Below are 22,854 nucleotides of genomic sequence, written 5' to 3' on the forward strand. Positions count from 1 at the left end.
CGCCATTATTCCCAAAAGTAACCTAAGGTGTTGCAATTCGGGGAGTCTGTTTCGTTCATAATAACTGTTGAAGGACAACCGCTCGTATGCCGCATCAACATCTTGCCGCGAAGCGCCTAGATCTTCCTGATACCGCTGCTTCAGCTTCGCAATTCGATCCTTGGCCTTATCGAGCGCCTCATCATTAATATCGTAGACGGTAACCTTGAATCCTTTGAATGCGGACTGGTACGCAATTTGACTGCCGAGCACGCCGCTCCCGGCCACCGTGACATTGTGGAAATCCATCGCCATTCTCCTTTGCAACGATTGATGACGTTTCAGGTTGCCCTGAGAGATCGTATGTCATGCAAATAGCGGCATGTAAGCACAAGAAGAAGAAGCCCGAATCCAACGATTACGATCGCTTCGTCGGAAAAACAACAGCAGTAAACCGCGACACCCAACTCGCTCTCACCGACTCCATCGCTGCGTCGATTACATCCCCTCCTCTGCCTCCAATTCTCTATTCACACATAACAAATCGATTTATAGGATTATCTCGTAGATTCACGACAGACCGATTCACAATCGTCGGATTCGCATCACAATGCAACAATCTGATTGTTGTAAACCTCATGCGGATCGATATAATGAGGCTATAAATCTTATAATTTACATCGGATTAATGTAATTAGACGCCACGAGGCTTACCTCTTGATATATCCAATCCAATTCATTCAAAGGAGCGATACGCATGTCATTGAAATTTGCTTATTGGGTTCCAAACGTTAGTGGAGGGCTGGTCATCTCCAAAATCCCGCAGCGCACAGGATGGTCGTTCGAAGACAATGCCAAGTATGCGCAAATCGCCGAAGAAGCCGGGTTCGAGTATGCTCTTCTGCAGACAAGATTCATTGCAAGTTACGGTGCCGAGAATCAGCTGGAGGCTATTGCGCTCGCATCTGCTCTCGCAACCGTCACCACTAAGATTAATCTAATCGCAGCCGTACTCCCTGGACTATGGCATCCAGGCACGGTGGCCAAGATGCTCTCCACCATTGATCAGATCAGTCATGGGCGTGCTTCCATCAATATTGTAAGCGGATGGTTCAAGGGGGAGTTCCAAAGCTACGGCGAGCCTTGGCTTGATCACGATGAGCGGTATCGCCGATCAGAGGAATTTATCCGAGTATTGCGCGATCTATGGACGAAGGACGAGACAAACTTCCGAGGAGACTTCTATCGCTTGAATAGTGCGCCATTGAAGCCGAAGCCCGCTTCAGTCCCACAGGTGTTCCAAGGGGGCAACTCCTCTGCCGCCCGGCAGATGGCTTCGCGAGTGTCCGATTGGTACTTCATGAACGGCAACACAATCGACGGCTTCAAGAAGCAAATCGAAGAAGTGAAGGCGCTCGCCGCTGTCAACGGCCGCAGCATTAAGTTTGGGGTGAACGCCTTCGTTATCGTTCGGGATACAGAAGAAGAGGCCCGGCAAGTGCTGCGGGACATCATCGCTTATTCCGATCCCGAAGCGGTAGAGGGCTTCCGAAGCCAAGTTCAGTTTGCCGGCAAAGCGTCTCCTGAGCGGGAAGGCATGTGGGCGAACTCCGATTACAACGATCTTGTGCAATATAACGATGGCTTCAAGACAGGATTAATCGGCACGCCTGAGCAGGTCGCAGACCGCATTATCGAGCTGAAGAAGATCGGGGTCGATCTTATTCTAACCGGCTTCCTTCACTACGATGAGGATATTCAAGCATTCGGCGAACAAGTCATTCCACTCGTCCGGGCAAGGGAAGTCGAGCTTGCGGACCAATTATTAACCCATTAGATCTTATCGATATCGGAGGAATCGTTCCATGCAAACCGTTGGACTCATGCTATGTGGAGCCGTCCTATTTCTCAACGCGCTGATGCTGCTTGGACATGTGGACCAGAAGAGCGCCGGCCTGTTCAACATCTTTATCGGCGCCATTCAAATCATTACGCCGTTCTATGTCATCTTCACCGCTGGTGCCGACCAGTGGACAATCTTCAACGCATCCGGCGTCTTCCTGTTCGGATTAACGTTCTTATTCGTAGGCATATCCAATCTGACGAATTATAGCTCATCGGGTATCGGCTGGTTCTCGCTGTGGGTTGCCGTTCTTGCTCTCGCCTACTCGACAATAAGCTTCACCCAATTCGATGACGTGAAGTTCGGGATCATTTGGCTCATGTGGGCATTCTTATGGACGTTATTCTTCTTACTGCTCGCATTGAACAAAAATATTGCCGTTCTTACAGGATGGGTCACGCTAATCGAAGCCTTGCTCACCGCTACAATCCCTGGCTTCCTGATCCTCATCGGCCAATGGGATCAGGTAAGCACGGCGCTCGCCGAGATCATCTCGCTCTTATTCGTTATTACCTTCATCGCGCTGTATTATCGGACCCGCCAGACAATCAAATACAGACAAGGCAGTTCGGAGCCGGTATCGGCCTAAGGCCATCATCTGCCCGCATGTAGACCACAGCTTGATCGGACATACTAGTCAGAAATCCATGCGAGTAAAGGTGATCAATAACGATGACAATGGACGCTGCCTCTCACAACGAAGAAGCAATCGAAACCGTGTATAAATTGATTAAAGACATTGAATACGCCATGCTGACAACCGTATCTCAAGAAGGGTTAGTTTCACGTCCCATGAAGACACAGGATGCCGCTTTCGATGGGACACTATGGTTTCTGACGAAGAAGGATACGAGCAAATTCCATGAGCTGCTTCATAATAAACAGGTCAACGTCGCTTATGCCGGACAATCGTACGTCTCCGTTCGAGGTGAAGCCGAGTTGGTCGAGAGCGCGGAGAAGGTCCGGCAATTCTGGAATCCGATGTACGAGAAGCTGCTCGAAACGACCTATGACGATCCCAATCTCGTTCTTATCAAAGTAAACGCGGACGCGGCCGAATATTGGGATTATCATAACAAGTTCAAGATGGCGAAGTTTCTGTTCAGCAGGCTGATTGGCCGGAACACGGAAGGGACTGACCTGAATCAGTCCGTTGAGTTGCATTAGAATGAGCAAACCCCCTCCAGCAGTGGAGGGGGTTATTGCGCCTAATCAGACAAGCCGGTTCGGCTGCTACTTAATATATTGGCTGCTCGTCAGCAGATCTGCGATAGCGGCAGTTGGAATCGTGAACTGCTGCACACCCATGTAGCCAGGACCTACTTCGTATTTGTCGAAGACGATGATGAGGTGCCCAGATGCATCGATGTAGAAATTATGATCCGGCGTGATCGTCTTGAACGTTTCATCTGCAGATATGTCAGCTTCTGCGTCTTCCACCCAGTACATTTGGTTCGGATCGTCAATCATCCTCTGCTTCATCTGCTCAATAATGTTATTACTGATCGCCTGTACATACTGATCGTTCTTGAACAGCATCGGCAGCGTCAGCACGATGTGGTTGCGCTTGTCGACCGTGTCGTACTTCAGCTTCTCCTCCGACGATCCCATCGAGATGACGACATATCGCTCAATCGCTAATAAATCCTCGGTGTCCGTCTTCACGATATACCCGGCATCCACGCCAAGATGGCCATCCTTCAGCTCCTCCATATCCTTCTGGAATTGTTCGTACAGCTGCTTGCCTTCGGCCAGATACTTCTCATTCAACGCGTCACTTAGTGCATCATTCCCGAGATTCGAAATCTCAGGAACTTTAATATCGGCATTATGCCGTTCTTCATCTACGACGTATTCACGTATCGTGACAACCTTCACCCATTGCCCGATGCCAGGAATGGAGGCAAAGGCGTTGGCGACGGCGGGACTTGCATTGATACCTGCGAGGACAATGAGAAGCGCTGCTGCGGCAGCGGAAATCCACCGGCGGCGGGCCGTCCTTCTTCTGCTGCCTCGGTTCAAAGCTTGAAGCACGACAACATTCAGTTCCTCAGGTATCGGGATTTGCGAATACTGCTCTTTCAATTGCTCGAGACGGGGATTCATCGGGACAACTCCTGCTCATATGATGTCATTTCCATTCGTAATAGACGAAGTGCCTGGTACAGACGCGTCTTCACCGTGCTCACATTCTCATGCAGCACCTCTGCCACTTCCTCGATCTTCATATCTTCAAAATAACGCAGCACAATGATGATCCGATACTTGTCCGGAAGCTGCTCCAACGTACGTCTCATATCCACATCGGGATAGCGATCCTCTGAGTCTTCCAGGAAGGCGTGCAGCTGCTCATCTTCGATCGGCTGCACCCGCTTGCGCTTCTTCAATAAGTCGAGCGCCGTGGTCACGACGATACGATAGAACCAGCTCTTGATCGCGCCGCCGTCCTGCAGCGGCGACTTCGTCTTCATCGCTTTATAGATGGCGTCCTGGACGATGTCCAGCGCATCCTCTTTGTTATGGACATAGCTGAAAGCTAATCGATAGATGTTGTCCTGATGCTCCATAATGAATGGAATGAGTGCGGAGTTTCGACTGCTCACAATGGGATATCGCTCCTCTTGTTGTCATGACAATGTACAGAGCCAGAGAGTAGCTGATCTATATCTGTATCTGTATGAGACCTGCTTGGTTAACCACAGGCAAGACGACGGAGCCTAGGGCAAAAGTTTGCGAAAATCGGACACTCCTCATTTTTCCCAACCGATTGTGAACATTATGTGACGGCCAAACTTTATCTCACTGCTCGTGTGTCTTGCAGATGTTCCAATTTCAAACCACGAGGAGATCCAATTTATGAGAAAACATGTTCTTCAATTAGGCGTTGCTTTCACGCTGTGCGTAAGCGCCATTAGTGTCGGAGGTGCCGCTAACGTATCTGCCGCTCCCTTACTGTCCCCTGTTGCAGCGGTTCCCATCGCATCTAAGCTGATGCAGTCCGTCACGATACAGGAGCAGGTGCTTACCTCCAAGACCGATCTGCTGAACACCAGCATTCGTGTTCCGCAGCTGGCAGGCATGCTGGATACGCACTATCAGGAGCAGTTGAACGACATTCTGTTGTCCCATGCGCAGAAGGACCTCGCTTACTGGGAGCAGGAGGCCGCAAGCGCAAGCGAACAAGCTGCATCGGACGGCTATACGTACCATCCTTACGAGCTCTACATCAGCTATGAGCAGAAATCAGACGGCGCAGACAATGGCATCGTCTCGCTGGTTATCACGACAGAGGGGTTTACGGGAGGAACGAGCATGCCGAGGGTGGACACCTACACGATTCGCAACCTGAGTGAAGCGGCGCGAGTTACGCTGCCCGAGCTGTTCGGACCCGATTATAAAACCGTCATTGATGCACAGATTCGCAAGGCCATGAGCGCGAATCCGGACCAATACTTCGCGGATGACTTCAACGGGATTAGCGAAGAGCAACCCTTCTATATCGAGAACAATGAAGCCGTCATCGTATTCCCAAAATATTCGATCGCGCCGGGCTATGTCGGCGTACCCGAGTTCCGAATTGCACTGAACAAGACAGGTTTGTCGGAGAGTGAGGGCTACAGTGGCGATGCCATTGCAATCAGCTTCGACGGTAAACAAACAACAGCTGCAGCGCTGACGGATGCGAATAGCAAGGCGTCTCTGCTCCCTCTTCGCAGTGTGGCAGAGGCATTAGGGTTCAAGATTAAGTGGAATGCGGTGCAGCGGTCCGCAGAGCTGACGATGGAGGGCGCTTCCTTCAAAACGAGCGTCATGACAGGCAAGGATCAATACGCGGTAGATCAGACGACGAAATCGCTCGGCGCTGCTCCGGTCTTGATTGGAGGCAAAATGTATGTGCCGGTCCGCTTCTTCAGCGAGATTATAGGAGCAAGCGTATCGTTCGCAGAGTAAGCAGGCATGAGAAAAAGGCACCCGCGACGGGTGCCTTTTTGTTATAACATGATTGCTTGCTGAGCGTAATAGGTGAAATTACATTAAGCCTTGGCCACCAGCTTCTTGAAGTGGTCGATCGACGGCTTCGCGAGGCCCAGATGCTCGCGAAGCGTCGAACCCTCGTATTCCTCACGATACAGTCCGCGGCGCTGAAGCACGGGCACGACATGGTCGACGAAGTCGTCAAGGTCGCCCGGCAGGACCGGCGGCATGATGTTGAAGCCGTCGCAGCCATAGCCGTCGAACCATTGTTCCATAAGGTCGACCAGCTGCTCCGGCGTACCGACGAACTGCATATGGCCCCGTGCGCCGAGAAGTCTGCGTCCAAGCTCGATAATGGACAAGTTGTCTTTGCGCGCAAGATCCATAATGAGCTGAACACGGCTCTTCATTCCATTGCTTGCTTCGACCGGATCCGGAATGTCCGGCAGCGGTCCATCCGCTGGGTAGCCGCTCAGGTCCGTCTGCAGCATGCCCGACACCATCATGACCGCTTCCTGCGGATCGATCAGATCCAGCAGCTCCCGCTCCTTGCGGCGAGCTTCCTCTTCGGTCGAGCCGAGGATCGGTGACAGCCCCGGCATAATGAGCAAGCTGCCCCGCTCGCGGCCGACTCCGATCAGCTTCTCATTAACGGTACGATAGAAGCTTTGCGCAGCAGTCAGCGACGTCTGTGCGGTGAAGATCACTTCGCCGACGCTTGCGGCAAAGTCCTGCCCCGGCCCGGAAGAACCCGCTTGAATGAGCACCGGGTAGCCTTGCGGCGGACGCGGTACGTTTAGCAATCCGTTCGTGGAATACCACTGCCCGCTGTAATCGGCCTTATTAAATTTGGATTCATCGGCGAATGTGCCCGATGCCCGATCCATGACGATCGACTCCTGCGGCCAGCTGTCCCACAGCGCAGTCACAACGTCGACGAATTCCTTCGCCATCTCGTAACGCGTCGCGTGCTCCGGATGCTTCGCTCTGCCGAAGTTGTGCGCTTCCGTATCCACCTGGGACGTCACGATGTTCCAGCCAGCCCGGCCGCCGCTGAGATGGTCCAGTGTCGCGAAGCGGCGAGCGGCATTGTATGGCTCGTTATAGGTAGTCGACAGCGTTGCCGTCAGACCGATCTTCTCCGTCACGACCGACAATGCCGATAGCAGCGCCACTGGGTCCAGCATGCCTGCGGCAGCACGGTTCGGGTAGATCAAGTGCAGCAGATCCGCGAAGAAGATCATATCGAACTTGCCTCTCTCCGCCGTTTGAGCGATCCGCTTATACCAATTGATGTCGAACATCTGCTCCACGCCTGATTCCGCATGACGCCATCCAGCGTGATGATGTCCGGTAAAATAAATGAATGCACCTAGATGAAGCTGGCCTTGTCGTTGTCGAGCCATGTTCGTCCCTCGCTTTCTAATGATCCATGCTATTCGTAAGCCTATATGGCGCATATCAGCCTTTATAATTGTTGTCCCAGCGCAGGCATCTGCGCTCTACCATCCGAACGATCGAATCCGACAGCTTGCCGACCAAGGCAAACATAATGATGCCGACGAACACAATATCGGTCTGTGCATACACACGCGCATCTTGAATCATATAGCCGACTCCGGCGCTTGCGCCCATCATCTCAGCTACGGCAAGCAGCAGCCAGGAGGCGCCGACCGATAACCGGATGCCGAGCAGAATGTTCGGCAGTGCCGCAGGAATAATGAGCTTCGTAAGCAGATGAAGCTTGGAATATTGCAGAATACGCGTTACCTCATAGAGCTTGCGGTCCGCGCTGCGCACTCCGAGATGGGTGTGGAAGTATAGCGGGAAGAAAGAGCCAAGCGCAATAAGCAGCACCTTCGAGAATTCGCCTACTCCGAACCACAGAATGAACAACGGAATGAGCGTCAGAAGCGGAACCGTCCGCAGCATCTGAATCGTCGGGTCGAGCGTTCGCTCCGCCCATCTGCCGAGGCCTGTGAATATGCCCAGCAGCAAACCTGTTGCGCCGCCAAGAAGAAAGCCTCCGCCAGCGCGAATTGCACTGCTCGTGAGATGCTCAGCCATATCGCCGCTTACGCACAACTGCCAGAATGCCTTCGCGATTCGAGAAGGTGCTGGGAGCGCCGAGTCGGACACCAACCCAAGCGCCGAGGCCGCTTCCCATAAGACGAGCACGGCAACAGGCAGGATCCAGCCTTGCAGCCAGTTCGGCAGCCCCGTTCGGCGTTTCTGGCTGATCGAAGCTTTCTTGTCGACCGCCTTCGAAACCAACGTAACATCGTTCGTACTCATCTCATTAACCCTCCCCGCCTAAGGAATCCCGCCAGCGCAGCAGTCTTTTCTCCGCCAGTCTCACCAGTGAATCGGTTACCTTGCCGACAATCGCGAACACGATAATCCCGACAAAAATAACAGACGTCAGCGAGAACGATCGTGCATCGTTGATAATATAGCCCAGCCCGGAGCTCGAGCCCATCATCTCTGCGACGACCAATCCGAGCCAGCTTACTGCAATCGAGAGCCGGACGCCGAGGAAGATGGAAGGAAGCGAGGCAGGCAGAATCAGCTTCGTGATCGTCTGCCATCTCGTGAATTCTAATACACGTGCTACATCGAACAGATTGCGATCAACCGAGCGAACACCCAAGAACGTATTCACATAGAGGGGGAAGAACGCCCCCTTCGCAATCAGCACGATTTTCGATGTTTCACCGAAACCGAACCATAGAATGAACAATGGCGCTACCGCCAAATGAGGCAATGTGCGCAGCAGCTGCAGCGACGGATCGAGCAGCCGCTCCGCCTTGAGCGAGAAGCCGACCCATAAGCCAGCGGCCAAGCCGAGCCCTCCGCCGAACAAGAACCCAAGCGCTGCACGCCCTGCCGAGATGCGCAGGTTCGACAGCAGCTCACCTGAGGAGAGCATCCGCCCGAATTCATCGACGATATCCTTCGGCGGCGGGATTAGTACGGCATTCACCCACCCGTTCACGGACGCAATCTGCCAGATGATGATGACTGCCAGCGGAATGAGCATCCCGATCAGGAGATGAATAGCCCGGAACATAAGCTTATTTCTCATGATCTGCATGGCCGCACCTCTTCTTATTGTTTAAGCGCCGCTTCGATGTATTGATTGTCGAATACGTCAGCTACGTTGATCTGTTTGCGAATCGTACCAAGCTCCAGCTGGAAGTCAGCCGTCTTCTGCTGATCGGCGATCGTCTCGTCGCTTACTGGAATATTGATCATCGTGGAACGGGACTGAATGCCTTTGATCAGTTCAACCGGAATGCTGCGCTCGTCAGCGTAACGCTGGAAGGCTTCATCTTGGTTGCCCGCTTCCCATTGGCGAGTCTTCTCGAACGTCTTCAGGTACAGCGTTACTAGATCCGGATACTGCTTCGCGAAATCGCTGCGAACCAATTGGAACGACGGAGACAATACGCCTTCGCTTTCGCCATCGGCGAGCACGCGAGCTTTGCCGCTAAGCGTATTCAAGGAAATGTACGGATCCCATACCGCCCAAGCATCTACTTTGCCGCCTTCGAACGAAGGCTGCGTTTCGTCTGGCTGCAATTGAATCTCTTCGATATCCGACTTCGTCAGACCCGCCTTATCAAGCACGCGATAGAGGAAGTTATAAGCGTTGCTGCCCTTCGTAACGGCAACCTTCTTGCCCTTCAGATCGGCGATCGACTTGATGTCGCTGTCCGTAGGAACGATGATTGCCACATTGTTCTTGCCGTCCAGCATCTGCGAGATGATCTTGAAATCAATGCCCGCTGCTTGTGCAGAAACCGGCGGCATGTTGCCCATGCCAGCGAAGTCGAGGTGATTCGAAGCCATCGCTTCAATCATTGGAGGACCGCTCTGAAACTCGACCCACTCTACCTTAGCGCCCAGCTCGCCGAACGCGTCTTCGAACCATTTCTCTTCCTGCGCTTTGCCGAACAGACCGCCTTTGCCTTGCACGCCGATCTTCACCGTCACACCGTCATAGGAAGCAGGCGTCGTCGAAGCGCCTTCCTTCGAACTCGTTGTCGTGCTGGCGGAGTCAGAGGATTTATCCTCTTTATTCGAATTGCCGCAGCCCGCTACGACCAATACCAGAGCAAGCACTAACGCGATAAAGCCATATTTTCTTCTCATCTATACGCATCTCCTTAAAATCGATAATTAGTTCGGTTCGTACGAATTAAATGCCAGCACCGTGATCGATCAGCGGCGGCTGCTCGACCTTCTCGAACTCGCTGAGGACGCGGGTACGAATTTCCTGGAAGTAAGGCCCGACCCGTTTGCGCGGATAGGGGAGATCAATATCAATGACTTTGCGAATGTGACCTGGGCGAGGATTCATAATGACAACCTTCTCGCCTAGGAATACAGCTTCGTCCAAATCATGCGTGACGAACAACATCGTCGTCTTGCTGTTCTGCCAGATGTCCAGCAGCACCTCTTGCAGGTGAGCTCGGGTGAAAGCGTCGAGCGCTCCGAACGGTTCGTCGAGCAGCAGAATTTCCGGTTTGCGCAGCAGCGCTCTCGCAATCGCGACACGCTGTGCCATACCGCCTGACAACTCCTTCGGGTAAGCCTTCTCGAAGCCCTTCAGCCGAACCAGCTCGATCAGTTGGTCGACTTGCTTGCGAACCTGCGGATTGCTCAGCGGCAGATTGGCAGCGATATTCTTCTCGACGGTCAACCAAGGGAACAAGCGGGGTTCTTGAAAAATAAACCCTTTGTCCACTCCAGGACCCGTAATCGTTCTGCCGTTCAACTCCACCGTTCCTTCATAAGCCGTATCGATTCCGGCTACGATCTTGAGCAGCGTACTCTTACCGCACCCGCTTGGTCCGATGAAGGTAATGAATTGTCCCTGCTCCACTTGCAGCCGAATATTGCTTAGCGCGACAACCGGTCCTGCAGGAGCAGCGAACGTTTTGTTCAAACGCTCAATATTCAGCATGAGATGCCGCCTCCGCTTAAATTTATTTTTCACACCTGTTTACTCGGGTTTAATATTGAAAAAAATAGGGCCTTTGCCCTCGGGTCGAATGCATGATCAATCGTTGGTCGTCCAGTGGATCGATCGATGTACGTTCTGTTACAAACCGAATCTTTATTCGGTTTGTGGATGGCTAAATTGTAGCAGTGGCTAATAGTGGTTGTCAATGCCGTTTCTCAAATAAAGCACATAAACTTACTAGGGAATAATGACTGCCGTTATCTTGCAGTGAATAAAGCGATAATCGAACTGGCCTGTGCGCGGATCGGCACCTCAGTTCCCGGCATTTTCTGAAGCGTCAGTCCTTGAATTAAGCTTACGAAATAATAAGCCAGTTCCAGCGGTTCACCTTTTACGACGAGACCATCCCTTTGTCCTTGCCCCATAATCTCTGCGACCGGACCAAGGTTGTTCGTAAAGCGGTCCGTTACAGCCTTGCGAATCTCCTCGGAAGAAGCATCGGACAGACGTGCGGTATGGATGAGAATCGTGTATGCCCAGCTATTGTCCAATGCCAGCCATGAGTCGCATAGCAGGTGGAGCTTGTCCAGCGCATTGCATTCCTGCTCCGCAATGTGGGTGACATGTCTCCTGTAGTCGGTTTGACCTCTTCTCAGAATCTCGCTGATGATCTCGTTCTTGGACTTGAAATAGTGATACAGGCTCCCGATGCCCATGCCTGCTGCTGCAGCGATATCGTTGATATTTACCGAGCCAATGCCTTTGACCGCAATAATCTCGAGGGCGGAGTCGAGAATATGATTGATTCTGATCTCCCTTTGTTGAATGTCCCTCTCTATATTTCTTGGCGACATGAATGATGCAGCCCCTTTCTCGACATCCATTATAGCAGTGGTTTTCCATTTGAGCGATGCTGCTTTTCACAGCATTCACTTCCCACTCCAGTGTCAGGAACAGCTGTATGACTGAAACAAAAAAAGCCAACCAGGTTACCCTGGCCGGCCCTAATTACGGAGCTTGCTCCACTCCTAAATTAACTTCAACACACGTGCTGCCATTTTTCTATGCAAAAGAACCTTCCTCATACAACGACGCGTCCGTCTGCGCCAGGAACGGTGTCCATTCTCCTGCTGAGCATAGGACAAGTCGATGCATCGCACGCGTACACGCGGTATAGAACAGCTTGCGCTCGCTCTCACGGTAATACGTGCTGGACGAGGCATCGTAAATAATGACCGCGTCGAACTCAACACCTTTCGCCAGATACGCTGGAATGACGAGCGTTCCCTTCTCGAACGTAGGCGTCTGCTTCGTAATGAGCCGCAGCGAAGGGCAGTCCTGCGCCTTCAGAAGCTCATACACCTCACTGCTCTCCGCTGCGGTCTTCGTGATGACGGCGATCGAATCATAGCCCTCTGCTCGAAGAACCGCTAGCTGCTCGGACACGGATGAAGCCAGCTGATCGGCATTCTCGACCTGCAAGAGGAGCGGCTTCTCCCCGCCTCTGTCGAACGGTACGATCTCCTGCGCTCCGATCAACAGCGACTTCGTGAACGCCACAATCTCGCGCGTCGAACGATAGCTGCGAACGAGGCGAATCAGACTTGTCTCCGACTCCCCGTATAGCTGAATCAGCGGCGATTGCGCCCCGTACAGCTCCGTCGCCTGCGTGAAAATCGCCTGCCCGAAGTCCCCGAGCACCGTCATCCGTGCGCGTGGGAACAGCCTCTTGAGAAACTCGTATTGGAACATCGAATAGTCCTGACCCTCATCGACGAATATATGCCGTACCTGCGTATTCATCCGGCTGCCCTCTGCCAGCTCCTTCATATACAGGAACGGTGTCGCATCTTCGTAGTACAGTTCACGGCGGCTAAGCTTCTCCTTCGTCTGCTCGCAAATGTCGGTCCACAGCTCCGGCACTTGCGTCTCTCCGGTCATCGCCACATAAGTATCCTTATCCGTGAACAGCTGCGTGTACAGGCTGAGTACGTCGATGAATTTCATTCGCTTCACGCTGCGCCGCAGCGGCGCGAAGTATTCCTTCACCACCATCTTGCGCAGCAGCTCTTCCTCCTGCTCGGCGTAGTCGATATCCCCTTCGTCCCGCCGAAGCTTGTTGCTCATCTTCTCGCGGGCATCCTCATACAGCTGAGAAAATTCGAAGATGCTTCGATCGTCCCGCAGCTCCTTATCGATGGCGGCATACTGGTCGTTGTCGAGATAGTTGATCTCTTCCTCTACCCAATCGGCCTCAAGCTCCTTGCGTTCCAGCGCCGCAAGCTGCTTCAACAGCCACTCTTGCAGCAGCACAACCCGATTCGCAAGACGGATCGAAGGATCATATCCATAGAATTGGGCGCTCATCTGCTCCGCCGTAATGAGATCGCGGTCCCGCAGCCGGATGCTGTGGAACTGCATGCCCTCGCGTCCCAGCCAATCCGCATAATTCCGCAGCGCCTGAAGGTACGCGTCAGAAGCCTTATAGGCAATTGCCTGCAGCCTTGCCTGATACGCTTGCGTAGACTGCTCGTTCAGGACGAATTCGATCTGGTCGAACGGATCCTCCAGCTGCATTCCTTTGCCGATTCCATATTCCAAATACTCTTGGAAGGTCGCTTGCTGCATATTTTCTTCACCTAGCTCAGGCAGCACGGTCGACACATAGCTGTTGAACATCGGGTTAGGCGAGAACAGCACGATCTGGTCGGCCTTCAGCCGCTCGCGGTGTTTGTACAGCAAGTAGGCGACCCGCTGAAGCGCTGCAGATGTCTTGCCGCTGCCGGCAACCCCCTGCACGATGAGCATTCGGCTTTTATCATTGCGAATAATGGCATTCTGCTCCTTCTGAATCGTGGCCACGATGCTCTTCATCTGAGGGTCTGCGCCTTTGCCCAGCACCTGCTGGAGCAGCTCGTCGCCGATCGTTACGCTCGTATCGAATACGTTCTGGAGCTTGCCCCCGCGGATCTGGTACTGCCGCTTCAGCTCCATCTCCCCTGTAATTTGACCGCCAGGCGTGTCGTATGCAGCCGCCCCAGGCGCAAAATCATAATACATACTCGCGATCGGCGTACGCCAGTCATAAATCAAGAAGCTCATGCCATCCGTATCCGCGAAGGAGGAAACGCCGATATAGATCTGTTCGGTGAGGCCCAGACCGTCCTCGTTGAAGTCGATTCGTCCGAAGTACGGCGACGGCAGCAATCGGTTCACGCTGCGCCATTGCTGCTGCCGCATCCGGTAGCTGCGTTCGCGATCCGATAACAGCGCCTCCTGTTGGCTGATACTGTAGACCGTCTCCTCGAAATCTTCGTGCGAGCCTGTATTGACCGTCACTTCTTCCCAGAATCGTTTGCGAATGTCGCTTGCCTGATTGCGAAGTCCAGCTACTTCCGGCTCGAGCTGCTCGATTCTCGCTTGCAGCTTCTCCGTCACCTGATCCAGCCGTTCCTGCTCCTGCTTCCAGTCCTGTTCGTTCATCATGGCTACGAAAACACTCCTTCCCGAATTCACAAAAAAACATTTGACATTGTTTCAATCATCATGGTAAGATTAATTTGTAAGTAAGATGCATTAACTCTGCTTACCGACAAAAAAGTGTCCAGTGGTTTTCTAATCATACCACTTCAACTCTTTGCGTGCAATTACATATGTTACATAATCCGGCTGATGGCCGGTTTTTTTATTTCCAGGTACATGATCGGTCACGCTCATGGCTGCTGTAACAGCGGTACGCACAGCGCCATGCAAACTCGAGGGCACAGAAGCTGCAGCCGACTAGCGATGTAGATCCTATTGGATGAACATATGTGCTGGCTGAGGAACGTTCGGCCCGCTAAGGAACGGAGAACGCGCTATTGTCGCGCCAATGCAATATGTTCCATGCTAACGAACCCCAGCGTCACTAGTGGACCTTCAAGGACGAAGGTAAGCCTGTCCATCACTATTTAGCGTCTCCTTAGTTCGTTAGCATTCTCACATCGGCATAAGCACGCAAAATTAGATCTCTATAATTCGTTAGCCAGCATGATTGCCTTCGAGACACTGCTTATCGTGTCTCGATGAATGTGCATCGCTGCCCGAGCAGTGTGCTTGCAGCTGCAAAGAACAAACAAGCCCCATCCACCGATTAGGCGGATGGGGCTTTATTATTTCGCACGGCTGTACATAGCGAGCGATATGCAGCATTTACGGCCGTCTTTAGTCAATCTTCACGAGCATTTTGCCAATGTTAGAGCCCTTGAACAATTCCATGAATGCTTCCGGCATACGATCGAAGCCCTCGAAGATCGTCTCTTCATAACGAAGCTTGCCTTCGGACAGCCACTGGCCCAGCGCTCGGGCGCCTTCCGGCAGACGATCCATATACTCGCCGAGCACGAAACCTTTCATAAGCGAACGCGTCTTGATTAGCTTCACGTAAGGGCGGTGGCCGATGTCACCGCCTCCGGAGGCATCATTGTAAGCCGAGATGGAACCGCACAGCGGAATTCGCGCGTAGTCGTTCAGATGGTTCATGACTGCGTCCGTAACCGCACCGCCGACGTTGTCGAAGTAAACGTCCACGCCCTGCGGGCAAGCCTGCGCGATTGCCGCGGATAGATCATCTGCCTCTTTGTAGTTGATTGCGGCATCGAAGCCAAGCTCTTCCGTCAGCCACTTCGTTTTCTCATCCGTTCCCGCGATGCCGACGACGCGTGCGCCTTGAATTTTAGCGATCTGCCCAACGATCGATCCGACCGCACCTGCCGCGCCGGAAACAACGACGGTCTCTCCTGCCTTCGGACGTCCGATATCCATCAAGCCGAAGTACGCCGTCAGGCCGGTCATGCCGATAACGCCAAGGTACGCCGACAGTGGGGCCACCTGATCATCAACCTTGCGAAGCGCGCTGGCGTTATGCACGCTGTACAGCTGCCAGTTCAGCATGCCGAGCACTTTGTCGCCTGGTTTGAACTGCTCCGAACGCGACTCTACAACTTCACCTACACCGCCGCCTTCGATGACCTCGCCGATCCGATACGGCTCGACGTATGACTTGGTTGCACTCATTCTTCCGCGCATGTACGGGTCGACAGACAGATAGAGCGATTTGACGACAACTTCGTTCTCTTCCGGCTGACGAACCGGCGCTTCCTTCACGGCAAATGTATCGTCTGTCGGATACCCTTGCGGACGCGATTGCAGCGTAATTTGTTTATTCATCATGGCATAGTTCCCACTTTCGTCTATAGATAATGTGTAACAATTGAGCTAGATGACAGCAAGCGAATTCGATTAATAGTTTTAAAACTTTCAAACTATATGTCCAAAAAATAAGGTCCCCGGCACCTTATAGGCTGTCCAAGAAACCTGGCAATATGGCCTGAAATTGATCCTCTTGCAAGAAAATTTTCTTATTCTGGCCTTCGCGCACATAGCGGATGAGGCCTGCGTCGTACATGATCTTCAGATGATACGTTACGTTGGATTTATCCATCCCCATAGCTCTGGCGATTTCGCCGCAGCTGTTATGGTCAGGCTGCTCCTGAAGGTAACGTGCGATCTCGATTCGCTTCTTCTCTGACAGTGCCTTGAAGGCAAGTGCCCGCTTGTCGTCATCAACAGTCGATTGTTTGATAGTCATACAACTATCCTATCGATTAGGATGAACCATTGTCAAGCTCAAGCGATTTCCAATTGGTCAGCATGGCGATAGCTATATAACAAAGAGCCGCTCCATCGTGGAGTGGCCCTGTGTTATCATTGCCCCTGCTCAACTCGTATGCTGCCGCTATCCGTGCGAACCTTGATCACTTCGCCGGACGTACCTTGCTGATCCGGCTCACGGACCGATCCCGAATCGGAATCCAGATCGTAGGCGCCGCCGTATGAAGCAGGCACTTCGATTCTCACGCTGCCGGAATCGCTCTTCACAGTGGCGCCTTTATCATCGGCCTTCGCCAGTTGAATCCGGCCCGAGTCCGTACTTATTTCGGCTTCACCGGTCAAACGATCGATCGTAATGCTGCCTGAATCGGAGACGGCTTTCAATTCCGCGTGAACGTTCTCCGCCTGAATGCTGCCCGAGTCTGACTTGATCGATAACGTATCGCCCTTATAATCGTCAAGCCTGATACTCCCGGAATCCGATTTCACCGACAGCCCTTCTCCCTCGTAGTTCTCCAGTCGAATGCTGCCCGAATCCGTCTTGATGCTTCCGTTCAATGCGGCAGCCCCTGTAACCTTCACGGAGCTGGAGTCGCCGCTAATATTCAAAGCCTTGAGTTGCTGCGCTGCTTCATCGGTCAGCGACACGGTTACGGTCTGCTCGCTCGAACGGAATTCGGTGAAGCTCCAGCCCCAATGCCATTTGCCATTGAGGTCGATGTCCAATCGTCCGTCTTCCAGCTTCGTGCTCTTCACGTTATCTACGATATCTTCTTTCGCTCGCCCTGCAATCCGAACAGCGTTGCTGCCGTCCGTGCTCTTCACGAACTTCACATCCAAGCCCATGCTATCCGTTGTAATCGCAAGCTCTTGCAGCTCGTTATTGTCGAAAGTCCACGTCTTATCATAATCTGTGCTCTTGCCGCCGCTGCCGCCGAACTGATATTGGATGAAGAAAACAACGCCGACCAGAATTAATATAAAGCCGACAAACCGTTTCATGCTCATCTTATTTGATTCCTCCCTATTGACCTAAGAGGTCTTGCTCCATGCGTTTATCTTAGACTCAGTTTACATCAATTGGGAGCTGGCACATACCTGCTGCGGAACGGTTCGGGCCATGGACTTTGGTCGGGGTTCGAAGCTCTGGCCGCATGTTCCTGCACAACTACCGTGTATTAAAAAACCGTGATAGCGTAATGCTATCACGGTTCTTGTGAGCTTATTTATTCGGCTGCATCTCGCGCGTCGGGCCAAGAACGCCCGGCACCGGCAGGCCAGCCTGACGGAGCAGAACCGTCATTTGACCGCGGTGATGCGTCTGATGATCAACCAGCAGGCGCAGGAATTTGCCGCGTGGCATTTTACGACCGAATGCATCGATCTCCTCCACCAGCTGCTCGTTCGACAGCTTGACCGCTTCACGCGCATAAGCCTCGTTGATTTCCTCATACTTGCTGATGATATCCGTAATGTGGGCCGGAATTGGAGCGCCGTGGCCTACGCCTGGAATTTGCAGGCCAGCGAGTTGTCCGAAGAAACCTGCCGTACTCGTCAAGTGCCAAGCCAGCCAGCCGAGTGTGCTGTGTCCTTCTACAATTGCAGTCGCCATCGTCTCATCCGTAATGGAATTCATAACTGCAAGCGTTCCTTGCGCCGATACAGCCCAATCTTGTACAAAATCTTCAGTCACGCGGTACATAGGTATGTTCCCTCCATAATATCAATGTCCCTCTTATTATAGCCAATGCAGCAGCCTCTCTTCAAACTTGGACTAGGTGCGGACCGGTTGGCATTCGAATACATGGAAGCTTGTGCCCGCTCCGTACCCGTCCTTCACATCGTGCAGCACGTGCTGGAAGCCGTTCGCCTCTAGCACGCCTTCGAATTCTCCAAATTCATAAAGGCGCAGCGGGAAATCCATCCGTTCCGTCTGTATGACTTGATCATTCCTCACGAACTCGTATTTTAACTGGGTGAGAAGCATAGCCCGCTCCTGGTCGTATTGAACCTTCCGATAGGTCACCATACATCCGTCGTCGACGTCTTTCCTGCTCGACTCCTGCCAATCTGGAATCTCGACGATGCCGTCGTATTTCATCATAGTGGTCAGCAGCATCTTGCCGCCGTCCGCAAGAACAGCCTTCATATTCGCAAGACTTGGCCCAACTAGCTCATCGGGCAGCAGCGAGAACGATCCGAATGGGATCATAATAAGGTCGTAACGGTTCGGACTGACGAACTCCTCAATCTTCTGCAGCGACACCTGCGGCGTAAGATTTAACCGCTCACCTTTCGCCCGGCACGCCTGGAGCATATCCTCGGAGATGTCGAAGCCGTCGATTGCAATGTCATTTTGCATAAAAGGAATGAGCATCCGACCGTTCCCGCACATCGGCTCAAGCACGCGGAACCTCGGATTGCTGCGATCCACAAAAGATAGGTAGAACTCAAGCTCTTTGCCTGCAGCAATTGACTTGTCTATCTCATATAATTTGGTACAAAGCTCGCCATAGTAACTGCTCACGGGTATTTCACTCCTAATTGGACTAGAGACTACTACTAGTTAGAACTAACATAATATATTCCATATTAAGGGGTCGATACCCTTCTGAGCGCAAGACCATAAGCCGCTCCTGCCTTGGAGCGGCTGATTCCGAAACGAAATATGATTTTATAGATAAGGTTCAACTAAAGGCTTGATGAACTGGCTGGTAACCTCTTGATAATACTGCAGGGCGAATATGCCTGGGCGGACATCGCCATTATTCGACTTCCATGGATCTCGGCTTGGGTCTGGGAAAGGCAGCAGCAGCACATGCAGCATCTGACCGTTGAGCTGCACTCGGCCGAGCAGTCCCGGATGGTTAGGGAAGACCGTCGATTGGAACGATTCAAACTGCAGCCCGGGGAAGATTTTCTCTAGGAGCACTCGCTTTGTTGGAATTTTGCCCAAGCCGATGATAAGGGGAATAGAGAAGGACGTAATCAATTGATGGAGCAGACGCGCCCGCTTGATCGTATCGTTCGTATAATGACTGAAGTCGTCTTGATGGACGCGTTTGAAATCGATATTATCGAAGGCTTTATTAAACAGCTTTTTGCTGACGGTGCTGTATTCAAGGTACCACTGCTTCATATTAGGCCTCGGCAGCGGACGCCAATCCGTCAGTGCGAAATCTATTCTACACTCGGAATTTTTGCGATAAAGTTGTCCGATTCTTCGTCTGATCTCTGCACTGGCATCCAGATCGTCAGGGTACAGACGGAACCAGTGATTCGGGTTTGTCTGTGGCTGTTCAAGCGCCAGGCTTATCCGTGCAATTAATGGATTGTAGTGACCGCCCGTGAACGGAACATCTGGAGGAAGGCCTAACACATGACGAACTTTATGTCCGCCATGTTGAGCGTCAGGCTCCCAAAAGCCATCTTCTCTGCTGCCCGGTGTGAAAGACGATACTATAGTGCCATTCTCGAACTGTCCGAAGGTTTCCGCCCGAGCAACAACATTCTCCGGAATCTTATAACCGCCAGTGCCTTCTTCAATGCCGAAGAACACAATCTTGGCAGTCGGGAAATTGCCGCATCCCATATAGGAAATCAAGGTCTGATATTGTGCCTGCGAGATGGTCCACTGCTGCTCGTCCATTCAAGTATCTCCTCATCTATCGGCTTCTGTTGGAATTATGTATTCTCTTGCTCTTGCTTCCCTACTTGGCGGAGCATGTTCAGTACCATGTTATCCTCCGCTCCGATCCGAATAGGATTATTGTGTAAGGTAATCGATCTCTTCCTGGCTTAAGCCCCGATAAATCCCGCAGCCATGGGCCTTCGACCAATCAACCGCTACAAAAGGGCTCGTCTCTCGCTGGCCGCCCATCGAGACCCAGCGCTGCGTCGCCTTGAACACGCCCGTTATAGCGCCTTGCGGCTGCAGCTCTGGAATCGCCGCCTTCAAATCCGTAGCGATCGCATGACCGGGATGCGCAAGGAAATAATCCCACACCTTCTCCTGCTTAGGCGATAAGCCATCGGCAAAACGTTTGAGCATCTTAAGGTGCTCACTTTCCTGCTCCTGTACCTGCTCCGAAGTGGATGCTGACGATTCTGACGGCTGCTTCGCCTTCCCTTGCTGGCCTTGAAGCTGGCCGAGATGGAAATCCAGCAAATCTCTCGCCTGCTTTAACGAATCGATATCATTCAGATCAATCTCTAACGTCATTCTCACTTATCTTCACCTCTCGATAATTGTCTTAGAACAATATTAACATCTACTTTCAAGACTTGTAAACAGTCTTGATAACTTTATTTTAAAGTCTCAAGACTAATATGTAAACTTAACTCATGCCTCCATCTAACTGTTAAGATTACGTCTCCCATGATTTAGCACCGTTTCGAAGTGGAATACTATCGAAGAGTGCGAATAGTTGGCCCAAGGCAAAACTATTAGCGCGTTAAAACTTCTTTGGTCACAACGAAAAGTGGTTGATTGGGGCAAGACTGTTTCTCTAGACCCACACCGTTTCTGTAAACTATAATGACACAGGATATTGTGAACAATGGAGGCACTTGTATTGAGTAAGGACAGTAATCAATCCATCATCGCCGTTTGGATAAGCTTATTCAGCAATATTTTTCTAACCGTAGGCAAGATCGCAGTTGGGGTTGTATTCAATAGTCCCGTTCTCTTGGCCGATGGCGTACATAACGCGGGCGATGTTATCGCAACAGGCGCTGCCCTAGGCTCTATGCAAATTTCGAAGCGTCCGGCGGATGAGGATCATCCCTATGGACACGGCAAGGCGGAAGTGCTCGCGTCCGGTATCGTTGGCCTTATCTTGGCCGCCGCGTCGATCTATATGGCTTATCATGCGATTCTAGGGTTGTTCGCAGACCCCGAACCGACAAGTTATATCGCACTGCTGGCTGCTTTTATTTCGTTAGTGTGGAAATTCTGGCTGTACCGATACACGATTCAATTAGGCCGGGCGTCGAACTCCAAAGGGCTGCTGGCAACGGCTTATGACCACCTTGCCGATGTATATGCCTCGATCGCCGCCGTGCTCGGCATCAGCCTTTCCCTTATCGGTGAGCATTACGAGATCACCTACTTATCGTATGGAGACCCGGTTGCGGGCATTATCGTGTCGTATTTCGTCTTGAAGTTGGCGATCGATATCGGCAAAGAGGCCACGAACGTGCTGATGGAGACCAATGTCAGCAAGGAGAAGCTGGACGACTTCTGCAAGATCATCCAGTCCATCGAACATGTGAAACGGATCGACCGCGTGCGGGCAAGGGATCATGGCCATTACATTCTGGTCGATGTTCGCGTAAGCATCCCCGCTGAGCTGACGATTCAAGAGGGACATGACATCTCGCGCGAAATCAAGCAGTCCATTATGAATCGCCACAACGATGTAGATGAAGTGCTTGTGCATCTGAATCCGTTCTATGCTTAATTGAATATCTACCAAACCCAAACAACGCTCACGCTGATCTCAGCCGTGAGCGTTGTCTCTTATCCAAATGATTAATCCAATTTCAGAACCGACTCCCCGCTTATGATCGTTCCGTGATTCGTTCCTTCACAGATCTCTTTCATAGCTCCCGGGTTATCGAAATTGAATACATGCATCGGCAGATTATAATCTCTCGCTAGGATGAAGGCGGACTGATCCATGACTTTCAAGTTGTGATTTAGTACATCGTTATAATGCAGCGATCTATATTTTCTCGCGTTCCGATCATACTTAGGGTCTGCGTTAAGAACACCCTCGACGCCCTGCTTGGCGACTAGGAGCGCATCGCAGTTCACCTCGATAGCCCGCTGGACAGAAGGGTAGTCGGTTGTGACGTAAGGCTGCCCGTTGCCCCCGGCGAAGATGACGATATAGCCTTTTTCCAAATGATGAATGGCCCTTAGTCGGATATACGGTTCTGCTACGGATGTCGCGGGGATGGCGGTCATGACGCGAACCTCTTTGTCCGTCTTCGCTTTCAGTACGCCTCGCAGCATCAAACTATTAATGACCGTGGCGAGCGTACCTATGTTATCCGCTTCCGCCCGCTCGATTCCCCAGCTCTCCGCCATATCCCCGCGAAAAATATTACCCCCGCCAATGACCAGCGCCACTTCAACGCCAACGTTCACGACGGACATAATTTCGTTCGCGATATGCTCCAGCCGATCCGGCTCGAAGCCGAATTCGCTCTTCCCCGCGACCGCGCCGCCGCTTAGCTTAATCAGAACCCTCGAATACCTCATCCCACGTCCACCTCCATCAAATAAAAAACACTAAAGCAATAAATGCTTTAGCGTCTCAATGGAACAAGAATATAAGGGATAACCGTCAGATTCATGTGTCTCTTCCGC

23 protein-coding genes are annotated in these 22,854 nt (G+C 52.1%); 5 read left to right on the plus strand and 18 right to left on the minus strand.

Going from position 1 to position 22,854, the window contains the following annotated elements:
* A partial coding sequence (locus SBI19_RS09395) for a 3-hydroxyacyl-CoA dehydrogenase NAD-binding domain-containing protein (protein WP_317967334.1) occupies positions 1–288 on the minus strand: 288 nt, incomplete at its 3' end.
* 448 nt (positions 289–736) lie between these two features.
* Between SBI19_RS09395 and sfnG the strand changes: the two genes are divergently transcribed.
* The 3 genes from sfnG to SBI19_RS09410 all read left to right on the plus strand — a co-directional run bounded on the left by sfnG (position 737) and on the right by SBI19_RS09410 (position 3,049).
* Positions 737–1,816 (plus strand): dimethylsulfone monooxygenase SfnG, encoded by a 1,080-nt coding sequence (sfnG, locus tag SBI19_RS09400; protein WP_317967337.1) that lies wholly within the window; start codon positions 737–739, stop codon positions 1,814–1,816.
* Between the two features lie 28 nt (positions 1,817–1,844).
* Complete coding sequence (locus SBI19_RS09405) at positions 1,845–2,471, plus strand: AmiS/UreI family transporter (protein WP_317967339.1); 627 nt, start codon at positions 1,845–1,847, stop codon at positions 2,469–2,471.
* A gap of 83 nt (positions 2,472–2,554) precedes the next feature.
* The gene (locus tag SBI19_RS09410; RefSeq protein ID WP_317967341.1) at positions 2,555–3,049 is read left to right on the plus strand and encodes a pyridoxamine 5'-phosphate oxidase family protein; all 495 of its coding nucleotides are present in this window, start codon (positions 2,555–2,557) and stop codon (positions 3,047–3,049) included.
* 66 nt (positions 3,050–3,115) lie between these two features.
* On the opposite strand, the gene rsiV is transcribed toward SBI19_RS09410, so the two are convergent.
* Both rsiV and SBI19_RS09420 read right to left on the minus strand, forming a co-directional pair.
* Entirely contained in the window at positions 3,116–3,988 is an 873-nt protein-coding gene (gene rsiV, locus SBI19_RS09415; protein ID WP_317967343.1) for an anti-sigma-V factor RsiV, read from the minus strand.
* On the minus strand, positions 3,985–4,485 hold the full coding sequence (locus SBI19_RS09420; protein ID WP_317967345.1) for an RNA polymerase sigma factor SigV: 501 nt from the start codon (positions 4,483–4,485) through the stop codon (positions 3,985–3,987). The genes rsiV and SBI19_RS09420 overlap by 4 nt, the downstream gene beginning before the upstream one ends.
* A gap of 253 nt (positions 4,486–4,738) precedes the next feature.
* Between SBI19_RS09420 and SBI19_RS09425 the strand changes: the two genes are divergently transcribed.
* The gene (locus SBI19_RS09425) at positions 4,739–5,833 is read left to right on the plus strand and encodes a stalk domain-containing protein (protein WP_317967348.1); all 1,095 of its coding nucleotides are present in this window, start codon (positions 4,739–4,741) and stop codon (positions 5,831–5,833) included.
* A gap of 83 nt (positions 5,834–5,916) precedes the next feature.
* Here SBI19_RS09425 and SBI19_RS09430 read toward each other — a convergent pair whose 3' ends face one another.
* The 14 genes from SBI19_RS09430 to SBI19_RS09495 all read right to left on the minus strand — a co-directional run bounded on the left by SBI19_RS09430 (position 5,917) and on the right by SBI19_RS09495 (position 20,706).
* The gene (locus SBI19_RS09430; RefSeq protein WP_317967350.1) at positions 5,917–7,263 is read right to left on the minus strand and encodes an LLM class flavin-dependent oxidoreductase; all 1,347 of its coding nucleotides are present in this window, start codon (positions 7,261–7,263) and stop codon (positions 5,917–5,919) included.
* Between the two features lie 55 nt (positions 7,264–7,318).
* Positions 7,319–8,152: an ABC transporter permease gene (locus SBI19_RS09435; protein ID WP_317967352.1), complete on the minus strand. Its 834-nt coding sequence runs from the start codon at positions 8,150–8,152 to the stop codon at positions 7,319–7,321.
* 4 nt (positions 8,153–8,156) lie between these two features.
* The gene (locus SBI19_RS09440; protein WP_483312265.1) at positions 8,157–8,942 is read right to left on the minus strand and encodes an ABC transporter permease; all 786 of its coding nucleotides are present in this window, start codon (positions 8,940–8,942) and stop codon (positions 8,157–8,159) included.
* A 23-nt stretch (positions 8,943–8,965) separates the two neighbouring features.
* On the minus strand, positions 8,966–10,012 hold the full coding sequence (locus SBI19_RS09445) for an aliphatic sulfonate ABC transporter substrate-binding protein (protein ID WP_317967356.1): 1,047 nt from the start codon (positions 10,010–10,012) through the stop codon (positions 8,966–8,968).
* Between the two features lie 46 nt (positions 10,013–10,058).
* The gene (locus SBI19_RS09450) at positions 10,059–10,826 is read right to left on the minus strand and encodes an ABC transporter ATP-binding protein (RefSeq protein WP_317967358.1); all 768 of its coding nucleotides are present in this window, start codon (positions 10,824–10,826) and stop codon (positions 10,059–10,061) included.
* Between the two features lie 257 nt (positions 10,827–11,083).
* Complete coding sequence (locus tag SBI19_RS09455) at positions 11,084–11,680, minus strand: TetR/AcrR family transcriptional regulator (RefSeq protein WP_317967360.1); 597 nt, start codon at positions 11,678–11,680, stop codon at positions 11,084–11,086.
* 208 nt (positions 11,681–11,888) lie between these two features.
* Positions 11,889–14,309 (minus strand): RNA polymerase recycling motor HelD, encoded by a 2,421-nt coding sequence (gene helD, locus SBI19_RS09460; RefSeq protein WP_317967593.1) that lies wholly within the window; start codon positions 14,307–14,309, stop codon positions 11,889–11,891.
* A 720-nt stretch (positions 14,310–15,029) separates the two neighbouring features.
* Positions 15,030–16,037 carry an NADP-dependent oxidoreductase gene (locus tag SBI19_RS09465; protein WP_317967362.1) on the minus strand — a complete coding sequence of 336 codons (1,008 nt, stop codon included), beginning with the start codon at positions 16,035–16,037 and terminating at the stop codon, positions 15,030–15,032.
* A gap of 124 nt (positions 16,038–16,161) precedes the next feature.
* Positions 16,162–16,455, minus strand: a complete 294-nt coding sequence (locus tag SBI19_RS09470; RefSeq protein ID WP_317967364.1) for an ArsR/SmtB family transcription factor — start codon at positions 16,453–16,455, stop codon at positions 16,162–16,164.
* A 116-nt stretch (positions 16,456–16,571) separates the two neighbouring features.
* On the minus strand, positions 16,572–17,486 hold the full coding sequence (locus SBI19_RS09475) for a DUF4097 family beta strand repeat-containing protein (RefSeq protein WP_317967366.1): 915 nt from the start codon (positions 17,484–17,486) through the stop codon (positions 16,572–16,574).
* A gap of 214 nt (positions 17,487–17,700) precedes the next feature.
* Positions 17,701–18,180, minus strand: a complete 480-nt coding sequence (locus SBI19_RS09480) for a DinB family protein (protein ID WP_317967368.1) — start codon at positions 18,178–18,180, stop codon at positions 17,701–17,703.
* Positions 18,181–18,252: 72 nt separating this feature from the next.
* The gene (locus SBI19_RS09485; RefSeq protein WP_317967370.1) at positions 18,253–19,005 is read right to left on the minus strand and encodes a class I SAM-dependent methyltransferase; all 753 of its coding nucleotides are present in this window, start codon (positions 19,003–19,005) and stop codon (positions 18,253–18,255) included.
* Positions 19,006–19,152: 147 nt separating this feature from the next.
* The gene (locus SBI19_RS09490; protein ID WP_317967372.1) at positions 19,153–20,127 is read right to left on the minus strand and encodes a hypothetical protein; all 975 of its coding nucleotides are present in this window, start codon (positions 20,125–20,127) and stop codon (positions 19,153–19,155) included.
* A 117-nt stretch (positions 20,128–20,244) separates the two neighbouring features.
* Positions 20,245–20,706, minus strand: coding sequence for a hypothetical protein (locus SBI19_RS09495; protein ID WP_317967374.1), 462 nt, complete (start codon positions 20,704–20,706; stop codon positions 20,245–20,247).
* Between the two features lie 346 nt (positions 20,707–21,052).
* On the opposite strand from SBI19_RS09495, the gene SBI19_RS09500 reads away from it, so the two are divergent.
* Entirely contained in the window at positions 21,053–21,940 is an 888-nt protein-coding gene (locus SBI19_RS09500) for a cation diffusion facilitator family transporter (protein WP_483312262.1), read from the plus strand.
* Between the two features lie 71 nt (positions 21,941–22,011).
* On the opposite strand, the gene pyrH is transcribed toward SBI19_RS09500, so the two are convergent.
* Complete coding sequence (gene pyrH / locus SBI19_RS09505; RefSeq protein WP_317967378.1) at positions 22,012–22,746, minus strand: UMP kinase; 735 nt, start codon at positions 22,744–22,746, stop codon at positions 22,012–22,014.
* Positions 22,747–22,854: the final 108 nt, after the last annotated feature.

It is taken from the genome of Paenibacillus sp. CCS19, from assembly GCF_033239625.1.
GTDB lineage: Bacteria > Bacillota > Bacilli > Paenibacillales > Paenibacillaceae > Paenibacillus_T.